Origin of the sequence: Sphingopyxis sp. H053 (assembly GCF_001468225.1) — a bacterium.
Lineage (GTDB): Bacteria > Pseudomonadota > Alphaproteobacteria > Sphingomonadales > Sphingomonadaceae > Sphingopyxis.
Window position 1 is genome coordinate 217,589 of record NZ_LNRU01000004.1, and the last position, 18,911, is coordinate 236,499.

General features: G+C 60.8%; 25 protein-coding genes. 16 read left to right on the forward strand and 9 right to left on the reverse strand.

What is annotated here, in order from left to right; genetic code table 11:
* The first annotated feature begins 274 nt into the window (after positions 1-274).
* Entirely contained in the window at positions 275-775 is a 501-nt protein-coding gene (locus ATE70_RS09140; RefSeq protein WP_058537621.1) for a Dps family protein, read from the forward strand.
* 91 nt (positions 776-866) lie between these two features.
* Here ATE70_RS09140 and gap read toward each other — a convergent pair whose 3' ends face one another.
* Positions 867-1,874 carry a type I glyceraldehyde-3-phosphate dehydrogenase gene (gene gap, locus ATE70_RS09145; RefSeq protein WP_058537622.1) on the reverse strand — a complete coding sequence of 336 codons (1,008 nt, stop codon included), beginning with the start codon at positions 1,872-1,874 and terminating at the stop codon, positions 867-869.
* Positions 1,875-2,163: 289 nt separating this feature from the next.
* On the opposite strand from gap, the gene rpiA reads away from it, so the two are divergent.
* Together rpiA and ATE70_RS09155 are read left to right on the forward strand one after the other, a co-directional pair.
* Positions 2,164-2,841 carry a ribose-5-phosphate isomerase RpiA gene (gene rpiA / locus ATE70_RS09150; protein WP_058537623.1) on the forward strand — a complete coding sequence of 226 codons (678 nt, stop codon included), beginning with the start codon at positions 2,164-2,166 and terminating at the stop codon, positions 2,839-2,841.
* Positions 2,842-3,176: 335 nt separating this feature from the next.
* Positions 3,177-3,671: a MarR family winged helix-turn-helix transcriptional regulator gene (locus ATE70_RS09155; RefSeq protein ID WP_231732583.1), complete on the forward strand. Its 495-nt coding sequence runs from the start codon at positions 3,177-3,179 to the stop codon at positions 3,669-3,671.
* 40 nt (positions 3,672-3,711) lie between these two features.
* On the opposite strand, the gene ATE70_RS09160 is transcribed toward ATE70_RS09155, so the two are convergent.
* Positions 3,712-4,335 (reverse strand): TetR/AcrR family transcriptional regulator, encoded by a 624-nt coding sequence (locus ATE70_RS09160; RefSeq protein ID WP_058537625.1) that lies wholly within the window; start codon positions 4,333-4,335, stop codon positions 3,712-3,714.
* A 59-nt stretch (positions 4,336-4,394) separates the two neighbouring features.
* On the opposite strand from ATE70_RS09160, the gene ATE70_RS09165 reads away from it, so the two are divergent.
* The 9 genes from ATE70_RS09165 (at position 4,395) to ATE70_RS09205 (ending at position 10,871) form a co-directional block, all read left to right on the forward strand.
* Positions 4,395-4,850: a nuclear transport factor 2 family protein gene (locus ATE70_RS09165; protein ID WP_231732584.1), complete on the forward strand. Its 456-nt coding sequence runs from the start codon at positions 4,395-4,397 to the stop codon at positions 4,848-4,850.
* Positions 4,843-5,688: an NmrA family NAD(P)-binding protein gene (locus ATE70_RS09170; RefSeq protein WP_058537626.1), complete on the forward strand. Its 846-nt coding sequence runs from the start codon at positions 4,843-4,845 to the stop codon at positions 5,686-5,688. Before ATE70_RS09165 ends, ATE70_RS09170 begins: the two co-directional genes overlap by 8 nt.
* A 164-nt stretch (positions 5,689-5,852) precedes the next feature.
* The gene (locus ATE70_RS09175) at positions 5,853-6,728 is read left to right on the forward strand and encodes a LysR family transcriptional regulator (protein WP_058537627.1); all 876 of its coding nucleotides are present in this window, start codon (positions 5,853-5,855) and stop codon (positions 6,726-6,728) included.
* Between the two features lie 143 nt (positions 6,729-6,871).
* Positions 6,872-7,315 (forward strand): peptide-methionine (R)-S-oxide reductase MsrB, encoded by a 444-nt coding sequence (msrB, locus tag ATE70_RS09180; protein WP_058537628.1) that lies wholly within the window; start codon positions 6,872-6,874, stop codon positions 7,313-7,315.
* 1 nt (position 7,316) lies between these two features.
* On the forward strand, positions 7,317-7,856 hold the full coding sequence (gene msrA, locus ATE70_RS09185) for a peptide-methionine (S)-S-oxide reductase MsrA (protein WP_058537629.1): 540 nt from the start codon (positions 7,317-7,319) through the stop codon (positions 7,854-7,856).
* Between the two features lie 139 nt (positions 7,857-7,995).
* A complete protein-coding gene (locus tag ATE70_RS09190; RefSeq protein WP_058537630.1) occupies positions 7,996-8,700 on the forward strand; it encodes a glutathione S-transferase N-terminal domain-containing protein in 705 nt (234 codons plus the stop codon).
* Positions 8,697-9,665: a magnesium and cobalt transport protein CorA gene (locus tag ATE70_RS09195; RefSeq protein ID WP_058537631.1), complete on the forward strand. Its 969-nt coding sequence runs from the start codon at positions 8,697-8,699 to the stop codon at positions 9,663-9,665. Before ATE70_RS09190 ends, ATE70_RS09195 begins: the two co-directional genes overlap by 4 nt.
* A gap of 62 nt (positions 9,666-9,727) precedes the next feature.
* Positions 9,728-10,333, forward strand: a complete 606-nt coding sequence (locus ATE70_RS09200) for a hypothetical protein (protein WP_231729080.1) — start codon at positions 9,728-9,730, stop codon at positions 10,331-10,333.
* 88 nt (positions 10,334-10,421) lie between these two features.
* Positions 10,422-10,871 (forward strand): hypothetical protein, encoded by a 450-nt coding sequence (locus tag ATE70_RS09205; RefSeq protein WP_197411431.1) that lies wholly within the window; start codon positions 10,422-10,424, stop codon positions 10,869-10,871.
* Between the two features lie 22 nt (positions 10,872-10,893).
* Here ATE70_RS09205 and ATE70_RS09210 read toward each other — a convergent pair whose 3' ends face one another.
* The 7 genes from ATE70_RS09210 to ATE70_RS09240 form a co-directional block, all read right to left on the reverse strand.
* The gene (locus tag ATE70_RS09210) at positions 10,894-12,174 is read right to left on the reverse strand and encodes an MFS transporter (RefSeq protein ID WP_231732891.1); all 1,281 of its coding nucleotides are present in this window, start codon (positions 12,172-12,174) and stop codon (positions 10,894-10,896) included.
* Complete coding sequence (locus tag ATE70_RS09215) at positions 12,171-12,662, reverse strand: DM13 domain-containing protein (protein ID WP_058537633.1); 492 nt, start codon at positions 12,660-12,662, stop codon at positions 12,171-12,173. Before ATE70_RS09215 ends, ATE70_RS09210 begins: the two co-directional genes overlap by 4 nt.
* Before the next feature lie 3 nt (positions 12,663-12,665).
* Entirely contained in the window at positions 12,666-13,136 is a 471-nt protein-coding gene (locus tag ATE70_RS09220) for a peroxiredoxin family protein (protein WP_058537834.1), read from the reverse strand.
* 49 nt (positions 13,137-13,185) lie between these two features.
* Positions 13,186-13,476, reverse strand: coding sequence for a DUF2218 domain-containing protein (locus tag ATE70_RS09225; RefSeq protein WP_058537634.1), 291 nt, complete (start codon positions 13,474-13,476; stop codon positions 13,186-13,188).
* 70 nt (positions 13,477-13,546) lie between these two features.
* Positions 13,547-13,840, reverse strand: a complete 294-nt coding sequence (locus ATE70_RS09230) for a DUF1330 domain-containing protein (protein ID WP_231732892.1) — start codon at positions 13,838-13,840, stop codon at positions 13,547-13,549.
* 58 nt (positions 13,841-13,898) lie between these two features.
* Complete coding sequence (locus tag ATE70_RS09235) at positions 13,899-14,330, reverse strand: GlcG/HbpS family heme-binding protein (protein WP_003044986.1); 432 nt, start codon at positions 14,328-14,330, stop codon at positions 13,899-13,901.
* Positions 14,331-14,383: 53 nt separating this feature from the next.
* A complete protein-coding gene (locus ATE70_RS09240; protein WP_058537635.1) occupies positions 14,384-15,397 on the reverse strand; it encodes a zinc-binding alcohol dehydrogenase family protein in 1,014 nt (337 codons plus the stop codon).
* A gap of 503 nt (positions 15,398-15,900) precedes the next feature.
* Between ATE70_RS09240 and ATE70_RS09245 the strand changes: the two genes are divergently transcribed.
* The 4 genes from ATE70_RS09245 to ATE70_RS09260 are packed head-to-tail and all read left to right on the forward strand — an operon-like array spanning position 15,901 to position 18,903.
* A complete protein-coding gene (locus tag ATE70_RS09245; RefSeq protein WP_058537636.1) occupies positions 15,901-16,506 on the forward strand; it encodes a sulfite oxidase-like oxidoreductase in 606 nt (201 codons plus the stop codon).
* 34 nt (positions 16,507-16,540) lie between these two features.
* Positions 16,541-17,245, forward strand: coding sequence for an FAD-binding oxidoreductase (locus tag ATE70_RS09250; RefSeq protein ID WP_231732587.1), 705 nt, complete (start codon positions 16,541-16,543; stop codon positions 17,243-17,245).
* Positions 17,246-17,303: 58 nt separating this feature from the next.
* Positions 17,304-18,569 (forward strand): thiolase family protein, encoded by a 1,266-nt coding sequence (locus tag ATE70_RS09255; RefSeq protein ID WP_058537638.1) that lies wholly within the window; start codon positions 17,304-17,306, stop codon positions 18,567-18,569.
* Positions 18,570-18,621: 52 nt separating this feature from the next.
* Positions 18,622-18,903 (forward strand): DUF427 domain-containing protein, encoded by a 282-nt coding sequence (locus tag ATE70_RS09260; protein WP_058537639.1) that lies wholly within the window; start codon positions 18,622-18,624, stop codon positions 18,901-18,903.
* Positions 18,904-18,911: the final 8 nt, after the last annotated feature.

The window sequence follows — 18,911 nt, forward strand, 5'->3', positions numbered from 1 at the left end:
CGCCCATTGGGACCGCGTCCTCGCCCGATCGGTCCGATGGCGCAAGTTCGTGGTTCCAACCGCTGGCGCCGTCGCTGTCTCGGCTATGGAAACTATAGTCTCGCTCTATTGGACTTCGCGCCGCGCGAACTTCATTCTGCGGCTTCGACTTATCGGACCGAGGGGACGCCGCGTGCAAGCGCAGGCGGGTCGCGGCGAGCGCTTTCGACATCGAAATTTCTGATGGGCGTCCCGGACATCCTCATCGCGCGCTATCATTGAAGGAGTGATAAGAATGACGATTGCAACTGCCACTGCGCCCGCCTCGCCGTCGGATCTGGACGAACGAGCGGCGATGACGGTCGCCGACGCGCTGAAGATCATCCTCGCCGACAGCTACGCGGTGTATCTGAAAACGAAGAATTTCCACTGGCACGTCTCAGGGCCCTATTTCCGGGATTATCATTTGTTGCTCGATGAACAGGCGGCCGAAATTCTCGCGGTGACGGATGCCATCGCCGAGCGCGCGCGAAAAACGGGGAACACCACGATCCGCTCGATCGGCGATGTGGCTCGCCACCAGACGATCAAGGATAATGATGCCGACTTCGTCAAGCCGCAGGACATGCTTGCCGAATTGCGCGCGGACAATCTCAGCATGGTGGAATCGCTGCGGCGTGCCAAGGACATCGCGGACGCCGCCAAGGATAATGGAACGTCCGGTCTCATCGACACCTGGACCGACGAAGCCGAACGCCGAGCCTGGTTCCTCTATGAGGTCGGCCGCACGGACTGAGCGAGATGATGGCGCGCCGTCCGGTGAATACGATGGCGGTGCGCCTTGACGATGAAAGAGATTGTGGCTGGTCCCGCCAACACGGCTCTCGTTAGATCAGCTTTGCCATCGCCAGCGCGGTGTCCGCCATGCGCGTGGCGAAGCTCCATTCATTGTCATACCAGGCGAGGACACGAACCATCCTGCCATCGATGACGTCTGTCTGAGGCAAGGCAACGATGGACGATTCGGTGCGGTGCGTCAGATCGACGGACACCAAAGGTTCGGCGGTCACGGCCAGGACGCCGCTCATTGCGCCGTCCGCGGCGTGCTGAATGGCGTCGTTCACCTCTTCGATCGTAACCTCCCTCGCAGCCGATACGGCCAAGTCGATGACAGACACGTTCGGGGTCGGGACGCGGATCGACGATCCATGCAGCTTGCCTCGCAATTCGGGCAGAACGAGCCCGATTGCCTTCGCAGCACCGGTCGAGGTCGGAATCATCGAAAGCGCGGCGGCGCGTGCCCGATACAGATCGTTGTGGACGGCATCCAGGGTCGGCTGATCGCCTGTGTAGGCGTGGACCGTGGTCATATAGCCGCGCTCGATCCCGAAGAGATCGTTCAGCACCTTGGCGACCGGCGCCAGCACATTTGTCGTGCAGGAACCATTGGAAACCACGACATCCTCTGCGGTCAATGTATCATGATTGACCTTGAAAACGATCGTCTTGTCGGCTCCCTCGCAGGGCGCAGAAACGAGAACGCGCTTCGCGCCTGCTTGAAGGTGGGCACTCGCCTTTTCTTTCGAGGTGAAAAATCCCGTACATTCGAGCGCAACATCGACGTCGAGGCTCGAGTGCGAAAGGTCCGCCGGATCGCGCTCCGATGACACCATGATCTTCCCGGACCCGACATCGATCCAGTCGTCGCCGTTTTCAATGGATCCCCGATACGGACCATGGACCGAGTCATATCGCAGAAGATGCGCCAGCGTAGCGACGGGGCCGAGGTCGTTGATCGCCACGACCTCAATGTCCTCGCGGCGGAGTTCGATGATCGAACGCAAGGTAAGGCGTCCGATACGTCCAAAGCCGTTGATAGCGACCCTTATAGTCATTCGCGTCTTCCTTTGTTTCGCGGAACCAGCCCTGCATTTGCGCGCAGCGTCGGCACGGCGCGATTGAACTGGGCGCCGAACATCAGACGGTGAGAGCGAAGGCACGGCACGTCACACAGATATATGCGCCGCGCATAGACCTATCTCTGCACCTCATGAACGTCAACACGACAAGTGACGGCGGAAGTGGTAACGGCCTACCGAGTTGGAAGGGCCAAACCTTGTTCGCGCGACTGCATCCCGCAGGTAATGAGACTGGCGGCTCGGCCGGGAAGGAGGGTCTCGATCGATGACCAACTTCGACGCTGAGAAAGCGCTCGCTGCGGTGAAAGCAGTCGACGAGGTTCGCGATGGCATGCTTGTGGGGTTAGGGACCGGAGGCACCGCCGCTTGTGCCGTGAAAAACCTCAGCGAGCGCATCAGCCACGGCCTTCGCATCACCGCGGTTGCCACATCCCAAGCGACCGAAGCCCTGGCTCGCCGTCTCGCGGTGCCGCTTATTCCTTTTCAGCAACTTAGCGCTGTCGACTTGACGATCGACGGCGCCGATGAAATCGATGATCGTTTCCAAGCCATCAAGGGCGGCGGCGGCGCCCTGCTTCGCGAGAAGGTCATCGCGGCCGCCTCCACGCGCGTGATCATCATCGTTGATTCCAGCAAGCGCGTCGCGCAGCTCGGCAAATTCCCCCTGCCGGTGGAGGTGGTCCCATTTGCCACCGAGTTCGTCCGTAAACGCCTAACCAAACTCGGAGCCCGTGTCACTCTTCGCGCAGCCGGTGCGACGCCCTTCCTCACGGACCAGGGCAATCACATTCTGGATGCATCCCTGGATATAATAGCGCGGCCGAGTGAAATTGCCGCAGTGGTCGCAGCAATCCCGGGCGTCGTGGAACATGGCCTGTTTCTCGATGAAATCGATACAATCATGATCGCGCGCGGTGACATGGTCGAGGTCCGACACCGCTGACAAGCTTGAGGCTTGCAGACCTTCCCCTGCGCGGCGCCGATGCCGATGCTGACACACTGCAATTCTGAGCCGCGACCTCGGGCAATTCGATCGGAGAGTGGCGCCCCATAGCCCCAAGGTATCAATCCAGCCCGCCTCCTTGACACGATTTGCATGATATTTTTAGCGCGCTCTATCACCCGGTAGAATCAAAACCCTTTTAAATCCGAGATTTGCTCGTCCGACACGCGGATGAAAGGGGGCCAGGCTATGACTTGCTGTCTATGCCCCGCGCACATATAGACGCGGCGATGGATGGACCTAGAGACCGCAATATATTTGGGGCGTTCGCACTTATGATCAGCGACGACATCGTTCGCGCTAGTTCATCGCGGGCGCCCGAAGCCGGCCCCGCCGCGTCAGCGCTGGCGCTGCTCGCGCACCAGCCCGGGCTCTCGATCCGCATGCTTGCGGTCGGAGTAGGCCTTTCGCATGCAGGAACCGTTCGCCTCGTGGATCGATTGGCGACCGAGGGGTTGATCGAGCGCAGGGAGCATTCGTCAGATGGGCGCACGCGGGCCCTCTATCTCACGCCGGCCGGGAAGATCGCTAGCGACGAGGTCCTTGCCGCACGCGATGAGGTGATTGCCGAAGGACTATCGATCCTGAAGCCTAACGAACTGAAAATCCTGTGCGACATCGCTGAACGCGTGCTGCGCGATCGCCTGGAAGATCTGGAGCATTCCTATCGTATCTGCCGCCTGTGCTGCTACGAGGGATGCCCCAATTGCCCCATCGATGCGGAATTGCGTGAACGAGGGGTCGACCGCGCGAAGGACGGCGACGCATAAGCGCCCCGAAGGAGAACGCCGCGTCCCTGTCGCTAATATGCTACACCGTGTCTGCGCGAAGCGCAGCGCCTGTGATGCGCGCAAGCCGTTCGATGTAGGCGCTATCGCATCGCCCGCCCAGTACCGCCATCCGCCAATATAACGGGGCAGCAATGAGGTCGGCCGCCATTTCACGGTCCACCATGGGCGACAACTCTCGACGTTTGATCGCCCGATCAATGAGGCCGTTGATCCGCTCGCGTCGTGCGCGTTGTAAAGGCCGTATCGCCGTTCCCAGTGCCGGCGTCCGCTCGATCTCAACATGCAGGTCGGTGAGTATTCGCCGCACCTTGGGATGCCTAAGAACGCGGCGGATGGCGACCAGCACGGCGTACAGATCGGCCTCCAGCGAACCATGTTGCTCCACGTCGGTCATCGTCAACCCGACATGCGACAACAGATCGCTGGCCATTGACTCCTTATCGGGCCAGCGCCGGTACAGCGCGGCCTTTCCAACGCCTGCAGTTCGCGCCACGCGTTCGAGGCTAAGCCCTGCATAGCCGGTCCTTGCCCATTCTTCGAAGAAGCTGCGCGTCAGCGCCGTCGTCACCTCGGCGCGCATAACCGCTGCCCCGCTTGGAACGCGGGCCGTCTTCGGATTTCCGTCGGAACGCTGGTGTTCCATCCATGCCTTCCTATATATCTCAGCGGAACGCAACCGTTCCAACGGATTGGGATTAGTTCATGACAGACAATGTGCAAAGCTTTTCGGCAATGCTGCGAAAAGCATTGGGTGATCGTCTCGCACCGGAGGCTGCCACCTTTCTCGACATGTTGGCGGACGATGGGGTGATGGAATTTCCTTATGCGCCGCCCGGCCTCGCGACCCGGCTGGATGGCAAAGCTGCTATCGCGCAGCACCTCGAAGGCCTTGCTGACATGATTGCCTTCGACCGCATGAGTGAGCCAACCGTCCACGCTACGACCGACCCCGATGTGACCATCGTGGAGGTCGAAGGGTTCGGGCGCGGCGTCACAACCGGCGAGTCCTATGACCAGCGCCACATATCGGTGATCCAGACGGATGCCGGGCGCATCGTGCATTATCGCGATTACTGGAACCCGCTGGTGGTGGTGCGCGCGCTTCGCGGCAGCGCGGTGGTCGATGCGATTGCCGGCGGAGCGTCAGACCATGGTTGATCGGGTCTTGGTGACTGGGGGCACGGGCAAAACGGGCGCACTGGTCGCGCACCGTCTCGTGGCGCGCGGCGTTGAAGCCCGCGTCGCAACCCGCAAGGCTGCTACGCCAGAGCAGGTTCGCTTCGAGTGGGGCGATATTGCCTCCTACCGTGCCGCGCTCAATGGCGTGGACGCGATCTACCTTGTCGCTCCGACTGACCGAACGGATCACCTTTCCGTCATGCGCCCGCTGCTCGAGCAGGCGGTGGAGCAGGGCGTGGCCCAGCTAGTGCTCCTGAGCGCGTCGTCTGTTGATGAGGGCGGGCCGATGATGGGCGAAGTCCGTGCGTGGCTCCACGCCAACGCGCCTCGCTGGGTGGTCCTGCGCCCGAGCTGGTTCATGCAGAACTTCGTTACCCAGCATCTCCCCTCAATCGTCGCCGAGGGTTGCATTTACTCGGCGACGCAGGATGGACGTATCCCGTTCATCGACGCAGCCGACATAGCGGCGGTCGCGGTCGAAGCCATGGTGGATCCAGCTTTCGTGTCGGGCGAAAGAGTCCTGACCGGACCTGAATCTCTCTCATATGACGAGGTGGCGGATCGGATCACCGCCGTAGCCCAGCGTCCCATTCGCCATTGCCGGCTATCTGTGGAGGAGCTTGCACGTCGCTACGCTGGCTTTGGCCTTCCCGCGGATTACGCTGACACGCTTGCGCGCATGGACGACGCGATCTCACAGGGGTCAGAGGACCGGACCACGAGAGAGGTCGAGCAGGTTACGGGACAAAGCCCGACCAAGCTGACCGACTTTCTCACCGCGAATCGAGACGCATATCACGAGCTCAGAACCGTTTGAGGGCGCCGTGGCCGATCGTGAATTCAGTGCGAATTTTATATGCGCCGCGCATATAGACAAGTTCTCTTATAGTGATTATATGCGTCGCGCATACTTATCGAGCTTCATTTCCGGAAGCGGTCTCAAGTGAAGAGACATCATTCAAGCGCGCGGGTCCGATGGCTATGGAACTCAATCAAGTCAGCTATTTTATCCATTTGGCCGAGACGCTGAATTTCACAGCTGCAGCTCGACTGAGCGGTGTGTCGCAGCCGAGTCTGACACGTGCGATCCGCCGTCTTGAAGAGGAACTTGGAGGCCCGCTGATCCATCGCGACGGGAAAAACAGTCGGCTGACCGGGCTTGGCAGGGACGTCGAGACAGAATTTCGGCGCATTTTGGTGGCGATGCGGAGCGTTCGAAACCACTCCGCGAACTGGGCGATGGGGATGCGCCGTGTGCTCGATGTCGCTGTCGCGCCCTCCGTTGGCCCACAGGTTTTTGCCGCGTTTTTCGAGAGCGCACTGGCGGAGGCGCCATCCATCGAAATCAAGCTGCACTCGCTTCAGCCGAACGAAGACACCTCGGACATTCTTTCCGGAAAATATCACGCGTGCATCATGCCGCGCGAGACAAAGCCCGAACGCAAGCTCGATGTGCATCCGCTGTTCAGGGAGCGCTTCGTGCTCGGCTGTTCTTCAACCCACCCCTTGGCCGCCAGCGAAGTCGTGCGCGGCGAAGACCTGCTCGACTTTCCTTTCGTCGATCGCCTGAAGTGCGAGTTTCGCGATCAGATCCTCGATCACTTCGCGCGGCACGACCTGCTCATGCAGCCCCGCTTTCGATCGGACCGCGAGGACTGGGTGCAACACTTCGTCGCCGATGGCACCGCCATATGTATTCTTCCGGAACGATCGGCCACGGCGCCCGGTCTTGTTACGCGGCCGATCGAGGGATTTGCCCTGGAGCGCGAAGTCGTGATCGCGACGGTATCTGGCTCCACGGCGCCCGTCGAGATACGGAAGATCGCGCAACTGGCAGCTGGATATGCGTGGCACTAAACCCCGTCGCGAGAGCGTCGGTGCTATGGAAACTATAGGCACAGCCTATTGGATAAATCCTAGCCGCACTGCGATAGTCGGCGCAGTGACTGACACGATAAGCGGCGGATTTTCGCCCTCTCAGATCAATATCGGAGACTATCATGAAGTTCGAAAAGTCGCAGGAAGCTGTTGATCGCCTCACCGCCGAGCAACGCTACGTCACCCAGGAGTCGGGCACCGAGCGCCCCTTCACGGGGGAGTATGATGACAACAAAGAACCAGGTATCTACGTCGATATCGTGTCGGGAGAGCCCTTGTTCGCCTCGACCGACAAATTCGATTCGGGGTCTGGCTGGCCCAGCTTCACCAAGCCGATCGTTGCAGCAAATGTGAACGAGCTGAGCGACAGCGCGCACGGTATGGTGCGGACGGAAGTCAGATCGGTGCACGCCGACAGTCATCTCGGTCATGTATTCCCGGACGGTCCCTCCGATCGCGGAGGTTTGCGCTACTGCATCAATTCCGCGTCGCTTCGCTTCATTCCGCGCGACGAGATGGAGAGCGAAGGATATGGCGAATATCTCGATCAGGTAGAGGAGGCCTGACATGCACCAGCGCGCTATTCTCGCCGGCGGATGTTTCTGGGGCATGCAGGATCTGATCCGCAAGCAGCCCGGCATCGTATCGACCCGTGTCGGCTACACCGGCGGCGATGTTCCGGACGCCACTTATCGCAATCACGGCACGCATGCCGAAGGGATCGAGATCATCTTCGACCCGGCAGTGACGACCTTCCGCAATATCCTGGAATATTTCTTCCAGATCCACGATCCGACGACCAAGAATCGCCAAGGCGGTGATATCGGGCTCTCCTATCGGTCGGGCATCTATTATGTCGACGACGAGCAGAAGCGCGTCGCCGAGGATACGATCGCCGATGTGGATGCCTCCGGGCTGTGGGACGGCAAGGTGGTGACCGAGGTCGTGCCAGTCGGCGACTTCTGGGAGGCCGAGCCGGACCATCAGGATTATCTCGAGAAGCGGCCGGGCGGCTACACCTGCCACTTCGTCCGTCCCGGCTGGGTGCTTCCGAAGCGCCAAAAGGTGGACGACGAGCAGCCCGCGGCGGGGACCGCAGCCCCATAGGCTTCGTTGCCGCTGCCGCTTCGCCGATCCCGTTCGCAATCTTCCTGACCGCGTCGTACAACGACGCGGTCATCGAACCCTGCTTCAGAGAGACGGGTCGGTCCATATAGTCGCCATCGCAGCACAGGATCGCAGATTTATGCCAGACCTCTCGACCTTTCCGATTACGCAGCGCTGGCCCGCATTGCATCCCGATCGCCTGCAACTCTACGCCGCTCCCACCCCCAATGGCGTCAAGGTCTCGATCATGCTCGAGGAGACCGGCCTGGCGTACGAGCCCCACCTGGTCGATATCTCGAACAACGAGTCGAAGGATCCAGCGTTCGTATCGCTGAACCCCAACGGCCGCATACCTGCGATCATTGATCCGGCTGGTCCTGACGGCAGCCCTCTTGCCATATGGGAATCGGGCGCGATCCTCCTCTACCTGGCCGACAAAACGGGCCAGCTCATTTCGAGTGCGCCCGCGCAGCGTTACGAGACGCTGGCTTGGGTATTCTTTCAAGTGTCCGGCGTCGGGCCGACCTTCGGTCAGCTTGGCTTTTTCCTGAAATTTGCCGGCAAGGACTATGAGGACAAGCGCCCTCGGCAGCGCTTTATCGATGAATCGAAGCGTCTGCTGGGGGTGCTGGACCGCCAGCTCGAAGGCCGCGAATGGCTTGTCGATGATTATTCGATCGCGGACATTGCGACACTTGGGTGGGTCAACGCACTGGCCGAAGTCTATGCGGCCGGCGACATCCTCGGCCTCGGCGAATATTCGAACGTCCAGACATGGCTCCGTCGCGGGCTGGCACGGCCGGCAGTGCAGCGCGGCCTCCTCATCCCTGCGAGACCGGCATGAGCGTCATCGCCGCTTATTATTACAACAAGGGCCTGCGGGTCCGCGAAATCGCAATCGACGAGCAGGTCCAGCTCGATAAGGATCGCTCCGGCTTTTGCTGGATCGCGCTTCGCGAGCCCACCGCCGACGAGCTTAAAGCGATCCAAACGACGTATAACCTCCATCCGTTGGCAATCGACAACGCGATGCACCCGCTCTGCCCGCCCAAGCTCGAAGCCTATAATGAAGAGCTCTATGTCGTCGCTCAGACCGCCGAGCTGGATGGAGACCAGATCCGCTACGGCAAGATGGCGATCTTCACCGGTCACAACCATCTCATCAGCGTACGGCACGGCAACGGCGGAGCGCTCGGCAATCTTCGCGAGCAACTCGAGGCTTCGCCGGCGCTTTTTGGCAAAGGTGTCGACTATGTGCTGCATGCGATCCTGCACCGGATCGTCGATCAATATCTTCCCATCTTCGAGATGATCGAGGATGACGTTCTGGCGATGGAAAGACGATCGCTCGACGACTTTCTCGGACGGGCAGAAATCGACCGCATCTTCGGGCTGAGAAGCGAACTCACGCGCTTCCAGCGCACGCTCGGCGCTATGGCTGAACTGGTCCGGAAACTCGTCCGAGGCCATTTCCCCTGCATCAGTTCAGAAGTCAGACCCTATTTCAGCGACGTCGCGGATCATGTCGCTCGCGTGCAGACCATGGTCGATGGCCTCCTGCAGGTTCTGTCCACCGTCTTCGAGTTCAGCAGCCTGTTGGAAGCGCAAAGAACGGGCGTGACCACGCGCCAGCTCGCGGCCTGGGCCGCCATATTGGCGGTCCCGACGGCCATCGCCGGGATATATGGCATGAACTTCAGGAACATGCCCGAGCTGGACACACTCTATGGCTATTTTGTCGTGCTCGGGTTGATGACGATGTTCTGCCTCTACCTGTTCGTGCGGTTCAAGAAGGCCAAGTGGATATGAGTAGCGCGCGTTGCTTTTCATCTCCGTCAGCTGAGCCGCAACAGCGTCCCTGATATTAGAGCGTGTCCAATGCCATGCAAAGCCAAGGTGCAACAATGACATCCCAAGTGACCGACGTCCTAGCAGCAGTCCAGTCCTTCGTCGCGAAGGGCTACGACCGCGAGTACCGCGTCAAGGACGGCCATCTCATCGATCTCGAACTGGGATCGACACTCGATCCATGCGCGATCACCGTCGATGCGGCGTTGCGCCTCGAAAGCGGGGATGATGGGGAAGACGCGTCCAACATATACGCGATTACCGATCCCGCGACCAACCATAAGGGCCTGCTGATCGACGCCTTCGATGTCTTCGACGAAATCTGTCACCGCGACCTTTCCGAGCGGCTTGTCGCGGATCGGCAAACGACGCCAGCGGGTGACGAGGATGTTCCGAGCAAGCACGGCCTGCGCAAAGTCTACAAGAATGAGTTTGAGCGCGATCCCGAGCGCTATGTGCTGCGCGAGGGCTTTCCAGACTTCCCGCCATGCCCTTTCGGCGGCGCCTTCAGCATTCTCGGCTTCGATACCGCCGAGCAATCCTATGTCTGGCTTGTAACAAGCATCATCCGGGATTCCCGGCTGATCAGAGCGCCCTACCAGGGAGATGACGCCCCAGGCGACGAGTAGCGGGCCGGCGAGCCCAATGGGGGCACTCCCGCGGCGGTGACGGACCGAAGCACGAACTTTCGAATGATCCAAACACAACGAGGTGATGATGAACTGGAATAAAAGCCACATCCGCGAAACTATGCTTTCGCTGGAGACTGCCGCCCTGCATAGCGCTCGCACCAATTATCTGGATTATGTCTCCATCGCTCAGCTGGATCGGAGCGAGCCGATCGAGAATGACGAGCAGGCCCAGGCCGAAGTCGCGAGCGACTTGGCTGAAGCGCTTGACGACACATTGCACGACTATGCCGATAAACTTGAAAAGCTCAGGACGATCGACTTCGGCCCCAAGTCGGCAGTGGAGGAGGGCGCTGTTATCAAACTGTCGGGGCGCCATTTCGTGATCGCAGTGTCAACGAGCAAGTTCACATGTGATGGGCGGGAGTTCATGGGCATTTCCACCATGGCGCCGATCTTCGAGGCGATCGAAGGGGCGCGAGCGGGAGAGACCGTGCAGTTCAACGGCCGGGACCTCATCGTAGAAGATGTAGAATAGGACGCCCGTCGCAGCCGGCGCGCTAGTGCCGGGCGGCCTCCGTCTCTGACTCCATGCATATCATCACATCAAGAGATCCCGTGATCATCGGTGTGCTTGGAGAGCGGGCAGCCTTGGCGTGGATGCGGCGCCTTGGCTGGCTGCGCCCGATAGCCAACACCGCCAATATGGCAAGCAATGCGGCCGCATAAAGGAACAGGCCACCGGGGCCTGCGACATTCATCGCAGCACCCCCGATAAGGGGGCCGGCGGCTGTCCCGATCCCGTTGAGCAGCAGAAGCCCGCGGGCGGTACCGAGCAGCCGGCCGGCCGGAAGATCGTCGTTGGCGACCGCGAGACACAATGAATAGATCGGGATGCCAAAGCCGCCGAACAGCGCGCCCGCCGCGAGGAGCAGGGGCAGGGGCGCCTCTACCGCGAGGGCGACGCCGACGGCCGCCGCTGCGGACGCCAGGGCCGCAGCGGCGATGACAAGGTTCCGCGGCACGCGATCCGAAAGCCAGCCGAGGGGCCACTGCAATAGGAGCGTCCCACCCAGCACCGCAGCCATGAAAGCGGAGATGCCGCCGACATCTAGTCCGATCCTCTGGGCGAAGTTCGGGCCCATGCCCCAAAAACCGCCGATAGCCAGGCCAGCGAGGAATGCGCCAGCCGCAGCCAGCGGTGATGCGCGGACGAGGTCGCTGAACGCGACCCGTTCCTGTGTCACCTGCGCCGGCGGATGGCTGGGCAGCAAGGTGATCGGAACCACCGCCGCGGAAATCAACAGCGACACGATAAGGAACAAGGTCATGTCGGCGGGCGGGGCGACGTTGAGCAAGGCCTGGCCGATGGCCCATGAGCCCATCGAGACGACTCCGAAGATCGACAGGAGTTGGCCGCGCGTGGATGGCACTGCATGGGCGTTGAGCCAGCTCTCCGTTGCGAGGATCATGCCCGCGTAGGCGAAGCCAGTGATCAGGCGAAGGGGTATCCAGGCGATCGGTTCCACGAGCGCAACATGGAGAAGGGCAGTCATCGAGGCGATCGCCGCAAAGCCGGCAAAGGTTCTGACATGACCCACGGCGACGATGATCCGCGGCAACATAAGCGCGCCGATCGTGAAACCGGCGAAGTAGAACGACATCATCGCGCTGATCGCGCCAGACGAGAAGCCCTCCTGGCCGGCCCTGACAATCAGGAGCGTGCCCAGCAAACCATTGCCGAGCAGCAGAGCCGCGACGCTCGCCAGCAACGCCGCCACCGGTGCGAGCTTGAGGCCACGTCGGCCCGCCGACCGCATGCTATCCATCGCCGGGCTCATTTTAGCGCCTGACGCGACGGTCGATACGCCGCCGCGCTGATGAACTGGTCGAACGCTTCGCACCAGATGACGACCGTGTTGTAGTCGCGAACATCGATCCCGACAGGCACGTCGACGATAAAGCCGTCGAACGTCTTTACGTCGCCCACGCGGATCGACCTGTCCTTTATCAGCAGGAAGGCTTCTTTCGTATCGATGAAGTGCGGCGCAAGGTAGAGCTTGTAGTCCGGGCCGGGCGCGAGATGACCTATGTGACCGATCCGACTTCGCGATACCCGGACTTCGCCTTCGCCCCAATGCAGCAGGTCGCTGCCTTTGAGATCACGAGCCAGCCGCCCCGTGTAGAGTGTTTCGGCTGCGATGGCCTGATAGGCTGCCGGGTTCGGCGGCCTGGCCGCGGTGAGGATTGGCAGCGTGTAAATGCCGGCCGCAAAACCAATGCCGAGCATCGCGAGATGGCTGGCGGTCAGGATGAGCCAACGCCGCACGGATTACACCAGCTCCAGATCCTTCACGATCTTGTCCGCGTCGAGATGGAAGTCCGAGAAGACGATACGGCCGCCAGCGTCAATGATCGAGAACCAGGGCGTTCCTCGCGTGCGATAATCCTCCATGAAGGTAGGCAGCGTCGCGCCGGCCAGTGGTTCATCATGGCCGAAGGCGACAGGAAGCGCATATTCGAGCTGGTTCACACGCAACTTCTCGAAGGTGTTTTCATCCGCTCCTTCGAAGACGGTCTGGATCACCGCAAATCCCACGCCCCTGAGGCTCAATGCACTATGCAATCTTTGTAGCGTCGGGAAGCCATGCACATGGCAGCCGCGGCACCAGTGCTGGAAGGCGAACAGGATTTTTGGGCCGGAGCCGAGATCCGACAGCTTGAGCGGCCCGGTGCTTTCTCCGTCCGCGCCGATCCATTTCTGCACCCGAAGATCCGGCGCTTGGGGTTTGAGCATGCTCATCTGATCCTCCAGCGCGATGAAGAACCGCGGCGAATTGTGGTGCGCGCTATCATGATATGTCATTCCAAACGCATCGGACCCCGGTGTCGTGCTCCGCGACGCGATCAACAAGCGTGGCGACGGATTCCTTGGTTGCATCGAAGCGTTCGCGATCTTTGCCCACGAGCCTCAAGGAGAGGCTGTCGCCGTCTGCAGTCAATATAAGCTCGCCGCCGGGAAGCTGGATTTCGGCTGTCAACGCGTCATATCGAACCGGATAAGTGTGAACCCACGCCTCAGCGAGTCTCGTCAGATATTTACTCGATTCGATCGTAGCGATGCGTGCCTCGGCCTCGATCATCTAGAAACTCCCGGTGTTCGTGTTTGAACGCGTATCTCGTGGTCAACACCGCCATTATTTCGCGGGGGAGTCAACGCAGCCCCTCGACGATAAAGCCGCGGTATCGGGCACCCGCAAAACGATGCTGAGCGACAGCTTGGTAGGCGGGGCTATGATACCAGTCATGGGCGGCCTGCATCGTGGGGAACCGCAAGATGACGGCGCCTTCTATCGGCGGCCCCTCCAAATTCTCCATCTCGCCATAAGCGGCGAGAAAAGTGACGTCATGCCCATCGAACGACGGGCCGACGCGTGCAGAATAGGCCGCGAGTTCATCCACATCTGTAGTGTCTTCCCGCGTAAATACGACGAACGCTTCCATCATAAGATCCTTCGCAAGGTGGGATCTGCCGGCCATCGCCACCGACGATGGCTGGCAGTCATCAGGCTGGTAGTTCGAAGCCGATTTTCTGAAGTGCCTCGACGCAGGCATCCTGGTCCTGCTGATAAGTGCCTCCGGAGATGCCAATTCCGCCGATCAGCTTGCCGTCCTCAAGAATCGGATAGCCGCCGCCGACCGCAACCATCCGGGGGCGATAGGCGAGCGGCGCCACTTTCGGATCATTGGACACATAGTCGTTCCAGACGTGGGTGGGATACCCAAAGGAGGCGGAACTCCATGCCTTGTCGATGGCAACATCGACAGTGAGAAACGGCGCGTCATCGGTGCGCTCGAACGCGCGCAAATAGCCGGTTGCGTCGACAACGGCGACGGCGGCCGGGATGCCGATTGCGCGTGCGGCGGTTATCGCTGCGTCGATGAGGGCGACGGCGGTTTCACGGTTGATCGAGGCGGTGGCGATGGACTTGGTCATGGGGTTTCCTTCGCCGGGGCGTTATCGTCCGGCGTTTCGTGGGTTGGAAAAGATCAGAAGCCTTCGAGGACGATCTTGCCTTTCGCCGCGCCACTTTCGATCAGTGCATGCACTGTCTTCAGATTGGCGGCATTGATCGGCGACAGACGCTCGGTCAGCGTCGTCCGGATTTTGCCCTCGTCGACCAGCACGGCCAGCGCGTCGAGGATCTTGCCCTGCTCATGCATGTCGGGCGTGCCGTAGATCGACCGTGTGAACATCAGCTCGTGGTGAATCGACACCGCCTTGCGCTTGAACAGCATGATGTCGAATGCCGTGGGATCGTCGATCAGCGCGAACCGTCCTTGCGGAGCGATCAGTTCGGCGATGTCGGCGGCATGCTGCTCTGTATGCGTGGTCGAAAAGACGAACGCGGGAGCGCCGATGCCAAGCTCGGCAATCTGTGCCGCGAGCGGGCGCCTATGGTCGATGACATGGTGCGCGCCAAGCTCCTTCACCCACTCCTGGGTTTCCGCTCGGGAGGCGGTGGTGATGACGGTGAGGTCTGTGCGCTGGCGCGCGATCTGGATCGCGATCGACCCGACCCCACCCGCGCCACCGATGATGAGGATCGCCGGCGCCGCACCGGGGACTGGCTTCGCCACGTCGAGGCGATCGAACATCGCCTCCCAGGCGGTCAACGTCGTTAGCGGCAGCGCTGCTGCTTCCGCCCAGTCGAGCGAGGCGGGTTTGCGACCGACGATCCGGGCGTCGACAAGATGGAACTCGGCATTGGTGCCGGGCCGGGTGATCGATCCGGCATAATAGACCTCGTCGCCCGGCTGGAACTGCGTCACGTCGGGGCCGACCTCGCGCACGATCCCGGACGCATCCCACCCCAGCACCTTCCATTCACCATCGGCTGGCGGCGAGCTGCCGCGGACCTTATAGTCGACCGGGTTCACCGAGACGGCCTTCACCTCAACCAGGATATCATATCCTGCCGCGACAGGCTGGGGCAGCTCGACGTCGACCAGCGCAGCATCCTCGGCGATGGGTCCCGGGACCTTGTAACCAACGGCTTTCATCAATGTCTCCATCTTGCTGCGCCCCGAAGTCTCGATCGATCAGAGCGCCACTTCTTCGAAAATTCGCACGGGGTTCAAGGGTTTCGCACGCAGGACTATGAAGATGTGCACCAACTATTTCCAATAGCGGCGGAACATAGTTTCCATACCTTGCTGCCGTTCTATCCCTGAGAGGCGCTTACGAAGCTGTGAGGCGCGGCAGCCAACCCGGAAAGCAGGCGGACCGAGCCTCATCCCGTGCCTAAATCTGCAGCCGACGTGATGCGCGCGCAATTTATTCAAAGCTATAAAAACTATAGCGATAGGGTATTGGGAATTCGGACCGGCGTCGCGTTATAGTTCATAAGCATCAAATCACCGATTCACGAAAATGCGATCATCGAAAATCCGATGAAGCATCGGGCGTTTCAGGCTTCAAGCCATCGGTTCGTACCGCGGCCACGCGTATCAGGTCTGAAGTGAAGTCGGTTCTCGTCTGTCGCATCGAGCAAAAAGGGGGCACTATGGTCACCAGAGGTTTCACCGGTCGCGGTTCAAGTGGCGACCAGTCCGGCCGGATTCCGCCGGGTCAGCATCTCGTGGAGAATTTTCCGGTTCTCACGGCGGGGCCGACGCCGAACGTGGAGCTGGCTGATTGGAAATTCACCGTCAAAATCGGCCCGAAGCCGGTCAAAGTGTGGAACTGGAGCGAGTTTAACGCCCTGCCAAAGACCAAGGTGACCAAGGATATTCACTGTGTGACCTCTTGGTCCAAGCTGGATACCATATGGGAGGGCGTCCTCATTGAAGACATCCTTGCGGATGCAGGGCTCGACCGGCCCACTGATTTCGTCCTGGCGCATTCCTACGACGATTATTCGACAAACGTCCCGCTGGCGGACCTGCTGTCCGGGAAAGCGATGGTCGCTCTCAAATTTGCGGGCCAGCCGATTACCCGCGATCATGGCGGGCCGGCGCGTCTGCTGGTTCCGCATCTGTATTTCTGGAAGTCCGCCAAATGGGTGAAGGCGCTACAATTCACAACCCGTGACGAGGCTGGCTTCTGGGAGCTGCGCGGCTATCATATTTACGGCGATCCGTGGCGCGAGCAACGATACACCGATGACTGACAACGGTACGCAAACCGCGTCATGGCAATCATGCGTGATCGAGGAAATCGTCCAGCAGACGCCGAGCATCAAAAGCTTCTTCCTCCGATTGAGCAGGCCGTTCGCGCACATCGCAGGCCAACATGTCGATGTCCGGCTGACCGCGCCTGATGGCTATAGCGCGATGCGCAGTTACTCGATCGCGTCATCGGCAGCCTCGTCCCCCATCATCGAACTCGCTGTCGAGCGCCTGCCCGATGGCGAGGTGTCGGCCTATTTTCACGATATCGCGATAGTCGGCGATGAGATCGAGCTTCGCGGTCCGCTCGGCGGGCACTTCCTATGGCCTGAACCTGCCGTAGACGCGGTGCTGTTGATCGGAGCAGGCTCCGGGCTCGTGCCGTTGATGGCGATGATCCGGCATCGCCGCACACAAGACCCGGCCGTGCCAACCGCGTTGCTCCTGTCCGCGCGCACCGCTGAGGATGTTCTGTTTTCGGAAGAACTACATTCCGTCGAGATCAACGATGCCGCATTTGTCCTGGCGCTGGCGATCACGCGCGAAGATCCGATCCGCGCATCGGATTTCGGGCGGCGGATCGACAGCGCCATGGTCGAAGAGGTTCTCGCCCGGCTTCACCGAAAGCCCACACAGATATTCGTTTGCGGGTCCAACGATTTCGTCAACATCGCGACCGAGGGCGCGCTGCTGGCCGGGCTCGACCCCTCAACAATCAAAACCGAGCGATACGGTGGTTAGCGGCGCATACTCCGTCGCGTCCCACCTTACACCCTGCGGATAATTTTTGGAGATCGTCATGAGCCGCTTTGCTGAACCCGTCTTTGTTGCCGCCGGCCTTCGGACTCCCTTCGGCCGCGGCGGAGGAGCGTTGGCTGCTTATGATGCCGTCTCTTTGTCCGTCCCTCTGGTGCAGGCGATGGCGGCGCAAGCGGAGCCGGATCTCCTCATCTGGGGTACCGTGATACCGAATTTGGGCTGGAGCAACATTGCTCGCGAGACCTGGCTTGACGCCAAGCTCAATCCGAATGTCCCCGCATTTTCGGTCGTTTTGGCATGCTCGACCAGCATGACGGCGACTTTCGCTGCGGCAGGGATGCTGGGCGGAGGAACCGATCTCACGATGGTGGGCGGTGCCGAAGTCATGAGCCGACCTCCCATCGCTTTGACGGCCGATGCATCGAAGCGGCTCACCGACCTCTTTTCGCAAGATCCGGCGGCCGCGCTTGCGGCCCTCCAGTCTCTTGCCCTCCACGACTATGTGCTCCCGACCAAGGGATGGGCCAACCGGATCACCGGCAGGACAATGGGCGATCATATGGAGGACACCGCCAAGGCCTGGCGGATCTCGCGCGAGGCGCAGGACGATTGGGCGCTCAAGAGTCACCAGCGGTCGGTCGCTGGTTGGGACCGAGGTTTCTTCGACGATCTTGTGATTTCTCTTCCTGAACTGGCGCGCGATGCGAACCCGCGCGCCGATACGTCGGCCGAACGGCTTGCCGCACTCAAGCCCGTCTTCGATCGCGACAGTGGCAGGGGAACGCTGACTGCCGGCAATAGCTCGCCGATAACGGATGGCGCGGCCGGTTGCTGGGTGGCTAACGAAGCCGGCGTGGCACGACTGCCCGCGGGTACCCCCTACGCGCGGCTCATCGATTACGAGGCGTCGGCCGTCGACTTCCACACCGAGGGTCTGCTGATGGCACCCTCCTATGGCATTCCGCGCCTGCTCGCGCGGCATCGACTGAGCTTCTCCGATATCGCTCTTTGGGAAATCCACGAAGCCTTCGCCGCCCAGGTCTTGGCGAATGTCGCGGCCATCACCGACGGGGATTGGGTGCGCGAAACCGCCGGTGTCCAGTCGGATATGGGCGACTTCGACTGGGACCGCGTCAATCCCAACGGGGGCTCGGTTGCCATCGGTCACCCCTTCGGTGCCACAGGCGCGCGCGACCTCAGCCAGGCCGTGAAGGAGCTCTGGGACATGCCAAGCGGATCACGGGCAATCGTCAGCATCTGCGCCGACGGCGGCCAAGGCACCGTCGCACTCCTCGAACGCCCCTGATTCACGGGCCGCTGCGAACGCCGTGCCATTGACAATATGAGAGGATATTCCGTTGGTCTCAGCAGTTTGGAACGACACCACCATCGCCGCAAGCGACGAGACAATCGTCGTCGAGGGAAACCACTATTTCCCACCTTCCGCGGTCAATCAGGAGCTCCTTGAAGCGAGCACACACACATCTGTCTGTCCGATCAAGGGCACCGCCAGATACTTCCATATCCGCGTGGGCACCGCGCTCAACGCGGACGCGGCCTGGTCATACCCCGATCCGAATCCGGTCGCCGAAGCCATCCGGGATTATATCGCCTTTTGGAAAGGCGTGGAGGTTGGGTAACAGCCGAG

Coding starts and splice junctions, on each gene's coding strand:
- ATE70_RS09205 (WP_197411431.1), top strand. CDS start 10,422: ATGAACTGGAATAAAAGCCACATCCGCGAAACTATGCTTTCGCTGGAG.
- ATE70_RS09170 (WP_058537626.1), top strand. CDS start 4,843: ATGGTTGATCGGGTCTTGGTGACTGGGGGCACGGGCAAAACGGGCGCA.
- msrA (WP_058537629.1), top strand. CDS start 7,317: ATGCACCAGCGCGCTATTCTCGCCGGCGGATGTTTCTGGGGCATGCAG.
- ATE70_RS09155 (WP_231732583.1), top strand. CDS start 3,177: ATGATCAGCGACGACATCGTTCGCGCTAGTTCATCGCGGGCGCCCGAA.
- gap (WP_058537622.1), bottom strand. CDS start 1,874: ATGACTATAAGGGTCGCTATCAACGGCTTTGGACGTATCGGACGCCTT.
- msrB (WP_058537628.1), top strand. CDS start 6,872: ATGAAGTTCGAAAAGTCGCAGGAAGCTGTTGATCGCCTCACCGCCGAG.
- ATE70_RS09225 (WP_058537634.1), bottom strand. CDS start 13,476: ATGATCGAGGCCGAGGCACGCATCGCTACGATCGAATCGAGTAAATAT.
- ATE70_RS09190 (WP_058537630.1), top strand. CDS start 7,996: ATGCCAGACCTCTCGACCTTTCCGATTACGCAGCGCTGGCCCGCATTG.
- ATE70_RS09220 (WP_058537834.1), bottom strand. CDS start 13,136: ATGAGCATGCTCAAACCCCAAGCGCCGGATCTTCGGGTGCAGAAATGG.
- ATE70_RS09195 (WP_058537631.1), top strand. CDS start 8,697: ATGAGCGTCATCGCCGCTTATTATTACAACAAGGGCCTGCGGGTCCGC.
- ATE70_RS09230 (WP_231732892.1), bottom strand. CDS start 13,840: ATGATGGAAGCGTTCGTCGTATTTACGCGGGAAGACACTACAGATGTG.
- ATE70_RS09210 (WP_231732891.1), bottom strand. CDS start 12,174: ATGAGCCCGGCGATGGATAGCATGCGGTCGGCGGGCCGACGTGGCCTC.
- ATE70_RS09175 (WP_058537627.1), top strand. CDS start 5,853: ATGGAACTCAATCAAGTCAGCTATTTTATCCATTTGGCCGAGACGCTG.
- ATE70_RS09140 (WP_058537621.1), top strand. CDS start 275: ATGACGATTGCAACTGCCACTGCGCCCGCCTCGCCGTCGGATCTGGAC.
- ATE70_RS09245 (WP_058537636.1), top strand. CDS start 15,901: ATGGTCACCAGAGGTTTCACCGGTCGCGGTTCAAGTGGCGACCAGTCC.
- ATE70_RS09240 (WP_058537635.1), bottom strand. CDS start 15,397: ATGAAAGCCGTTGGTTACAAGGTCCCGGGACCCATCGCCGAGGATGCT.
- rpiA (WP_058537623.1), top strand. CDS start 2,164: ATGACCAACTTCGACGCTGAGAAAGCGCTCGCTGCGGTGAAAGCAGTC.
- ATE70_RS09165 (WP_231732584.1), top strand. CDS start 4,395: ATGACAGACAATGTGCAAAGCTTTTCGGCAATGCTGCGAAAAGCATTG.
- ATE70_RS09255 (WP_058537638.1), top strand. CDS start 17,304: ATGAGCCGCTTTGCTGAACCCGTCTTTGTTGCCGCCGGCCTTCGGACT.
- ATE70_RS09160 (WP_058537625.1), bottom strand. CDS start 4,335: ATGGAACACCAGCGTTCCGACGGAAATCCGAAGACGGCCCGCGTTCCA.
- ATE70_RS09235 (WP_003044986.1), bottom strand. CDS start 14,330: ATGACCAAGTCCATCGCCACCGCCTCGATCAACCGTGAAACCGCCGTC.